Annotated in this window: 6 protein-coding genes and 1 pseudogene; 2 read left to right on the top strand and 5 right to left on the bottom strand. The window is 70.6% G+C overall.

Going from position 1 to position 6,010, the window contains the following annotated elements; translation table 11 throughout:
* Positions 1-433: 433 nt before the first annotated feature.
* Together NH602_RS27110 and NH602_RS27105 are read right to left on the bottom strand one after the other, a co-directional pair.
* Positions 434-931, bottom strand: coding sequence for a hypothetical protein (locus NH602_RS27110; RefSeq protein WP_253069264.1), 498 nt, complete (start codon positions 929-931; stop codon positions 434-436).
* 663 nt (positions 932-1,594) lie between these two features.
* On the bottom strand, positions 1,595-2,635 hold the full coding sequence (locus NH602_RS27105) for a hypothetical protein (protein WP_253069263.1): 1,041 nt from the start codon (positions 2,633-2,635) through the stop codon (positions 1,595-1,597).
* 58 nt (positions 2,636-2,693) lie between these two features.
* Here NH602_RS27105 and NH602_RS27100 point away from each other — a divergent pair, with 58 nt between their 5' ends.
* Together NH602_RS27100 and NH602_RS27095 are read left to right on the top strand one after the other, a co-directional pair.
* Positions 2,694-3,299, top strand: coding sequence for a TetR/AcrR family transcriptional regulator (locus NH602_RS27100; RefSeq protein WP_374210269.1), 606 nt, complete (start codon positions 2,694-2,696; stop codon positions 3,297-3,299).
* A gap of 446 nt (positions 3,300-3,745) precedes the next feature.
* Positions 3,746-4,174 carry an HPP family protein gene (locus tag NH602_RS27095; protein WP_253069262.1) on the top strand — a complete coding sequence of 143 codons (429 nt, stop codon included), beginning with the start codon at positions 3,746-3,748 and terminating at the stop codon, positions 4,172-4,174.
* 32 nt (positions 4,175-4,206) lie between these two features.
* Here the strand turns inward: NH602_RS27095 and NH602_RS27090 are convergent, their stop codons facing one another.
* The 3 genes and pseudogenes from NH602_RS27090 to NH602_RS27080 form a co-directional block, all read right to left on the bottom strand.
* Positions 4,207-4,980: a universal stress protein gene (locus NH602_RS27090; protein WP_253069261.1), complete on the bottom strand. Its 774-nt coding sequence runs from the start codon at positions 4,978-4,980 to the stop codon at positions 4,207-4,209.
* A 94-nt stretch (positions 4,981-5,074) separates the two neighbouring features.
* Entirely contained in the window at positions 5,075-5,254 is a 180-nt protein-coding gene (locus NH602_RS27085; protein WP_062395914.1) for a three-helix bundle dimerization domain-containing protein, read from the bottom strand.
* A 141-nt stretch (positions 5,255-5,395) separates the two neighbouring features.
* Positions 5,396-6,010 (bottom strand): annotated as a pseudogene (locus NH602_RS27080) (NAD(P)H nitroreductase); the annotation flags it as partial.

Raw genomic sequence — 6,010 nt, 5'->3', positions numbered from 1 at the left:
GACGTCACCCAGGCCCAGCTCGACGAGATTGCCCACCGACTCAACACGCGCCCCCGTAAGACCCTCGACTTCGACACCCCGGCTGATAGATTCGAAGCACTGTTGCGCTGACGGGTTGAGTCCAAGCTCGCCTTCTTTGAACTGAGCGATCAAGTCTTCCAGAGTAGGCGTACTGGGGCTAAGGCGCGATGCGACATTGGGTCGTGTCGACTTACCTGACTCGGCTGTCGAGCTCTTGGATTTCAACCTGCTGTCTCCGTTCCCGGTCTCCGGTGAGAAGTTTCTATACGTCTTCAAGCCGGCCCTGACGGGGCCGGACGGGCGGCGCCGCTGCGGCATCGCCTATACCTCCGGCCCGGCGAGCCGCGCGCGCACGCCCGCCACCGAGGTCCAGCAGCGACGCGTGGAAGTCCTCGACGACGGGGCACGGAACTCAGAAGCTGAAGCCGACTCCGATCGAGCCGCCGCCCTTCGGCTGCTTCACCTCAAAGTCGTTGATCCACCACGCGTCAACAGACGAGGCCTTCACTCGGAACACCGGCGGGTGAAGCGACGGCCCAGAAGACGCAGCGACCATGACGTCGACCATGTGCAGCACGGTCGCGGGTGCAGCAGCCGACTGCTCAATCACGCCCACCGCCGGTTGGATCACGTCGAGCACGGCTTCCCGCTTCTCAGCGTCCGAGCCTCGGAAACGGCGTCCGTCAGGGCTGTTCCACACGGAGTTGAAGAGCGAGTCGCGAGTGGTGTCGACGTAGGACTTGCTGCTCACCGGTCGTCCCTGGACGAGCCAGGTGCCCACGAGAATGTTGATCAGTTGGGGACCCGGCTGACCGGCTTCGGTCGCCTGGATGATGGCGATCAGGCCGGGGTCGACATCCGCGCTGTAGGACGCGATGCCTGCGACGTCGGCTGCGCTGCTCACCATCATCTTGCCCCTCTTCCCGTAAGCGGTTCGTCCGCTTGTCGCGCAGGGCATGTGCTGCGTTAGCCCGACCGCCTCCCGGTCATCAGAACTGTGGAGAGTTGTGCGATGCCGTTGCGTAACCGCACCAGCCCCGAGTCGGCCGATGGTCGTACATGGCCCGAGCGCCATCCAGGGCGAACCTGCGCGGGGACCCCTAGCCCCACACAGAACCGTCGCTTCGCGACCGCCTACCGGCGGCCCTGGACACCACCCGAACCATGCTCGTGCGGCCTCGTATCGGGGCAGGGAGGGGAGTGGGCAGGGGGAGACGCCGTGCGCCCGGCCCGATGATCACGAGGAACATCGAGGGAACATCTCCCACAGGTGCCCCGGCTACTGGCCGCACCGAGCCGGTAGAAGCCTGGCAGGTCAGCGCGTTGCACGAGCCTCGCCAGCAGCAGGAACGCAAGCCGGGCCGCATTCACACCGAAGAGGTCACTGGTTCGATCCCAGTATCGCCCACAGTCAGAACCCCTGGTCACAGGCTCAGCGAGCCAAATGTGACCAGGGGCTTCGTCGTTCCCCGGGGTGCTCCCGGAGCCTTTCCGGAGCATCGCTGTTCCTCGGGGAACAGGTCGTTCATCGCCGTGGCGCCGTCGTCGATCACAGGTCGGATCTGCGTGCGTTTCAGGTCTCGGGGTGGCTGGTCCGTGTTCGGCCGTACTCGGCCAGTGCCGAGAAGGCTGCTTTTGGCTCCCATGGCATCCCCGGGTAGGCGTTGCCGGTGCGCCCGTGGGCAAGGGTCTTGACGATCCCGAAGCTTCCCAGGTCGAAGTCCCGCTCTGGCTGATCGGAGGTCGGCAGGTGTCGGGAGGCGAAGGTGTACACGAACGCCGTGTCCACGCCTCCCGAGTCGTAGAGGTGGAGGAGGTCGAGGAGGTAGGCGGCTTGTTCGTATTCGTTGCGCTCGACGGTCTCTGTGAGGTGCGTTGCGTGCCCGGTCCGGTCGTCGTAGCCGATGATGTCGCCCCGGCTGCCCCGATCGGCGGCTCCGGTGAAGGCTGCACAGCCGAACTCGGTCACTGCGAACGGTTTTCCGCACGAGGTCATGGCGGCGAGGTTCGCAGGTAGGGCGTCGGTGTTGCCGGCATCGCGGTAACCCGCGTCGGTCGCGATGAAGTCGAACGGCGTCCAGTCCACTCCCTCCAGGGGGAGTGACGCGTAGCCGATGAGGCCTCCGAATCGCTCGCGTGCCCCCTCGACTGCTCGGGCCAGCAGTGCGTTGGTCCTGCGCTGCGCTCCTGGGAGGGCCTCGTGAACACGCGCCGGGTCTGTGAGTACCGCGGATCGTTCGGCCAGCGTCTGCCCGGGCATCAGGCCGATCGTCATGATGCTGATCTCCGAGCCGGTGAGGAACCGGATGTCGGCACCTTCCTGCCGGATGCGCTCCGCGCGCTCGGCTGCGTCCAGCAGGAACTCCAACAGCTCGTCGGTGGTCAGGTCATGGGTGAACGGGCAGTACCAGACCTCCAGCCCGACGGCTGCGGCGTGCCGTGCGGCGGTCTCCAGGCGGTCGGCGACTCCGCCGGTGATCCGTACGGCGTCGGCGAGAAGCTCTTCACGGATGATCCGCATGTCCTCGGCGACGACTGTGGTGTCGAACGGTTCGTGTGTCGTGCTTCCGCAGTTGGTGAAGCCGGTGTCGTAGGTGACGCCCCATGCGCGCATCGCAACCTCCAATAAGGTACGAATAGTACCTTATCAGGAGGGAGGTACGCTCCGTACCGTGACAGGAGGGCGTCGGCGCGGTGCGGAACTGGAGCAGGCGATCCTGCGTGCGGCCGCCGACGAACTCTTCGCCTCCGGCTACGCCGGTCTGACGATGGACAAGGTCGCTCTGCGCGCCGGCACGAACAAGAACGCGATCTACCGGCGCTGGCCTGGGCGCGCGGCGCTCGGCGTCGCCGCGTACACCTACGTGGCGGACGCTCGCACTCCGACGCCGGACACGGGCAACCTCCGTAGTGATGCCGTGAAGCTGCTGCGGCAGGTCAACTCGACCTGGTCCTCGCCTCGCGGGCAGATTCTGCGTGATCTCCTGGCCGCGGCCGCAGACGAACCCGCGCTGCTGGAGCTGCTGCGTGAACAGGCCGGAGGAGGCGCGCTGGACGCCGCCTGGGTTGCGATCCTGGACCAGGCAGTGGCACGCGGCGAAGCTCCGCCTGAGGCCGCGCATCCGCGGGTGGCGGCGCTCCCCATGATGGTGTTGCGTGGCGAATACGCCCTGCGCGGTGTTCCAGCCGTACCGGACGAGGTCCTGATGGAGATCGTCGACGAGCTCTTCATGCCGCTCATCCGTGGACGGGGTCTCTTCGAGTGCGGGTTGACGTAGCGGATCTCGTCTCGCCGGATCCAGGGCACGGCACCGAGGTGACCACGGTCTGCTCGACCAACTGCCTGACAACGACCGCTCACTACGGCAGCATCCTGCGGACGCCCGGGGGTGAGACGGGCATACGTGCATTACCGCCCGTCTGCTTGACGCCGTGGTTGCTTCACCCCCGAAGAGGTCACTGGTTCGATCCCACCATCGCCCCTGGTCAAAACCGCTGGTCACAGGCTCGAAGAGTCCGATGTGACCAGGGGCTCCGTCGTTCCCGGAGCATCTGCCCCATCACCGCCTCACTCGCACCGCTCGTGGAGCAGCCCTGCCGTCCGCCACGACGGCGCCGCCGAGGCCACAGGCCGTTCGACCCTGCCGAGGGCTCCACGACGTGCGGATGCTCGTGCACGACGACGACCACACGCGGGGAGGCGATCGTGCGCGCACGAGACGTCATGAGCAGTCCGGTGATCACCGTCCGGGAGGGCACGCCGGTCCACGTCGCGGCGGCCCTGCTCGTGTCCTACGGGTTCACGGCCGTCCCGGTGGTCGACGAGGACCGTCGCGTCGTCGGCATCGCGACCGAGGCCGACCTGATGCGGGGGCGGATCCGTCCGGAGGGGTGGCAGATCGAGGACCTCCCGGAGCCACTGGTCTCCGCCGTCATGACCCGGTCGCCGACGACCATGCGCCCCGACGACGACCTCGCCGACGTCGTGGAGATGATGCTGGTCCAACGCACCCGTTCGGTGCCGATATCGGACGACGGGACGCTCGTCGGCATCGTCAGCCGCCGCGATGTGCTGCGTGCCGTCGCGCGCCGCGCGCTGGACGCCGAACAGGCCCGCCGCCGGCCCGCCGGCGGCGAGGTCCGGCCTCGCTGAGCCCGGGGCCGCCGCCGGGGGGCCGGGCCCGATCAGGTGTCGGGGACGATCAGCAGCGGGCAGGACACCGTCCGTGCCAGCCGGACCAGCGGTGCGGCGGGGGAGCGTCCACCACCCCGGTGCCCGACGACGAGCACGCACGCGCCGGCGGCGAACAGCGCGAGGGACTCGTCGGCCTCGTCGCGCACCACGAGCACCTCGGGATCCGGGTCGCCCGCCACCCGCCACGGGGCGAGCGTGCGCAGGGCCGCGTCGCGCAGGCCGGCGTCGTGGACGTCCCAGCGCCGGAGCGTGGCGTCCCCGACGAGCCCTGGGTCGACGGCGGGGTCGGACCAGACCTGCAGCACCCGCAGCCCGACCCCCCGGGCACGGGCCTCGCGCACGGCCGCGGCGGCGACCGCACCCCCGGTCCACGGGGCGAGGCCGAGCACGACGGGCCCGTCCGGCTCGCCGCCCGGCGGGACGAGGAGCAGCGTGGACCTGCCGTCGTCGACGATCGCCGCGGTGACGTCCGCGGCGTCCAGCACGAACACATCGGCCGGCCGGGCCCACACGGGCGGACAGTCGCTGCCGCGCACCGGCGTGATGCGTAGGCCGGGCGACCGGGCGTGGCAGCGACGCAGGATCCGGGCGAGCCGGGGGATCGGTGTGTCAAGCGGTACGAGCAGCACCAGCCGGGCGTCGCGCCGCGTCGCCTCGTCGACCGCGGCGTCGACCGAGCTCGCGCCCGGCACCGCGGCCACGACGGCCGGCCCGGTGCCTCCGACACGCGACGGTGTCGCACGGCCGGGTGCCGTCGTGCTCATGTCCGGGCCTCCTCACCGGCTGCCGGCCCGGTCGGCGCGACGGCCGGGTGGCCGGCGGCCTGCACGGGCGTGGCGGTGTACCGGTCGGTCCCGTTCACGGGCACAGGTCGCGGAGTCGCTCGCGCGCGAGGCGCTCGAGGAGTTCGGGGAGTGCCCCGACCGGTGCGCCGGCGAGATCCGTACGGCCGCGCCGCACCACCGCACGCACGGTCCTGCGTTCCACATCGCCGGTGAACTCGGCGCTCAGCCTCCGTACCGTCTCGTCCACGAGCACCGTCCTGGTCCTTCCCGCCGACCCGTCTCCCATACCGCGACCGTCCCCGACGGGCCGGGAGCGCGACAGGGACGAAGGACCCGCCGGGCCGGGGCGCGACGGCCCGTACGGCGCCCGTCTGCCCGGACCGCGCCACCGCGGTCAGGACGCACCGGGCAGCATCTCGACCTGCCGGTCGAGCGATCGTCGCGGCGTGGGGGCGGGGACGGGGGTCCGCGCGACGCCCACCCGGACGAGGAGCTGCGGGCACAGGCTGCCGCCGAGGACCTCGTCGGCGACCAGGGTGTGGACGGTGGGGCACTCGAGCGGCTCGGTCAGCGGCGCCGTCGACAGCGTCCGCCGGGTGGCCTCCAGCAGGACGGCACTCATCGCCTCCCCGGCGCGGATCCGGGACAGCCGGTCGTCGGAGGAGGTCCCCACGGCGAGGAGGACGGCCGCGTCCGGCCGGTCACCGTGCTCGTCGTGCATCGCGGCGTACGGGAACGGGCGCGGGGGAAGGCCGGTGCGACCCGGGACGGTGACCGGGATCGCGCCCGCGGGTACGCCGGCGTCGGCGGCCCGGCCGACGGTCCAGTCGTGCAGCTCGTCGCGGTAGCCGGCGTCGGCGAGGTGGTCCGAGGCGGCGGCGCGCCCGGCCAGCTCCAGCGTGCGCAGCAGGTCGGGGGCGTCGATGCGGCGCAGCTGCGCGCCGTGTTTCGCCGCCTGTCGGGCCAGCGCGGCGACGTGGCGGCCGGGGGCCGGGTCGAAGCCGCGCCG

Source organism: Pseudonocardia sp. McavD-2-B, assembly GCF_024124365.1.
Lineage (GTDB): Bacteria > Actinomycetota > Actinomycetes > Mycobacteriales > Pseudonocardiaceae > Pseudonocardia > Pseudonocardia alni.
This window is presented reverse-complemented; position numbering and strand designations above follow the sequence as displayed.

What these genes read in the sequence shown, in the direction of transcription:
- NH602_RS27110 (WP_253069264.1), bottom strand. Translation starts at nt 931, where the DNA reads ATGATGGTGAGCAGCGCAGCCGACGTCGCAGGCATCGCGTCCTACAGC.
- NH602_RS27105 (WP_253069263.1), bottom strand. Translation starts at nt 2,635, where the DNA reads ATGCGCGCATGGGGCGTCACCTACGACACCGGCTTCACCAACTGCGGA.
- NH602_RS27090 (WP_253069261.1), bottom strand. Translation starts at nt 4,980, where the DNA reads ATGAGCACGACGGCACCCGGCCGTGCGACACCGTCGCGTGTCGGAGGC.
- NH602_RS27095 (WP_253069262.1), top strand. Translation starts at nt 3,746, where the DNA reads ATGAGCAGTCCGGTGATCACCGTCCGGGAGGGCACGCCGGTCCACGTC.